Source organism: Mesorhizobium sp. B1-1-5 (genome assembly GCF_006443065.1).
Lineage (GTDB): Bacteria > Pseudomonadota > Alphaproteobacteria > Rhizobiales > Rhizobiaceae > Mesorhizobium.
On sequence record NZ_VFWS01000467.1, the window covers coordinates 1 to 1,268 of the forward strand.

Annotated in this window: 2 protein-coding genes; both read right to left on the reverse strand. The window is 63.4% G+C overall.

From position 1 onward, the window contains the following. Nucleotides 1-480 (reverse strand): c-type cytochrome (locus FJ980_RS32430; protein ID WP_140547539.1); only part of this gene is annotated, 480 nt, incomplete at its 3' end. After that, nucleotides 477-1,268: a substrate-binding domain-containing protein gene (locus FJ980_RS32435; protein ID WP_140547540.1), complete on the reverse strand. Its 792-nt coding sequence runs from the start codon at nucleotides 1,266-1,268 to the stop codon at nucleotides 477-479. The genes FJ980_RS32430 and FJ980_RS32435, both read right to left, overlap by 4 nt.

Genomic DNA, 1,268 nt, shown 5'->3' on the forward strand with positions numbered 1-1,268 from the left:
GACCATCATGTCGTCGTTACGCTGCGGTGCGGCGGAGGCGGGGGCGTTGCCGCTCAGCGAACGTACGAAGGCTGCAAGCTCCCAAATCTGATCATCGGGTATCTTGTTTCGGAAGCTAGGCATGCCGTTAGGCCGCCCGTCCCGGATCGTTGCGTGGATACTCTCGATCGAGCCGCCGTAAACCCACTTCTCATCCATCAGCGCCGGTCCCATGCCGCCGCCGCCATTGGCATGGCACCCCGAGCAATTGAACCAGCTGAACAGGCGCTTGCCCTCGCTGAGATGAAAGGCGTTGGCCTCGAAGCTGGCCGCCTTGTTGTCGCTCGGGAGCGGCCTTTGGCCGCCTGGCTCCAGCGCAGTCACCGGCGTTGGCTGTTGGCCGGACCCAAGGGCCGATTGCGGACGTGTGTCGCGCTCTTCCCGCTGGCAAGCGGCAAGGGCCAGCATCGCCGACAAGAGCACGGTGAGGTTCCGCCTCATCGGTCCGCGCTCCCGCCGGTATCAAGGCGCGGCACACCGTATCGGGCCAGGGTCGCGTCGATCTCAGCCTTGTGCTTGGCAAGGGCTGCATCCACTTCGTCGCGCAGCGCGTCGTCCCCGCGTCGGACGCCCATGGAGATGTCGTAGACCATTGGCAATTGAGGCCCGTCGATTCGAGGTGTCACGGGCGTGATGCGCAGCGGTGTCTTCTGCTTGGCGATGAAATAACCAGCGAGCGGGCCCCAGACGACGGCAACATCGATCTCGCCGCTGGCCACCGCCTCGACAATGCGCGCGGGCGGGTTGGGAGCCGAATAGTCGCCATAGACTGGATAGCCGACGAGATGACCGACAATGCCGCGGCGGCCGAGTGCCTGGGCCGGTGGGGAGTTGGCCCCGTCATCGCCGATGAGCTGCACGCCGATGCGCAGAGTGCGCAGGCGTGGATCGTTGAAAGACGTGATCTCGGGACTGTCCCGCCGCGTCACGAAGACATAGGTCGAGCGGTAATAGGGAGCGGTGGCGCGGAGAATTTCGAGATTGGCGGGAGTGCCAGGTATGAGATCGCACAGGCCTGCCTTGAGCGTGTTGCGAACGAAACCGCGGCGTTGGGCCCACCAGGTATAGGAAAGTCTTGCATCCAGCTCTTTGGCGATGATCTGGGCAATCTTGTTTTCGAAGCCCTGTCCAGCGGCGTTGGAAAACGGCATGTTGTTAGGGTCGGCACATACCTTGAGTTCACGTGCGTCGGCGGCAACCGCGAAGAGCAGCGAGTCAAACGCTACCAC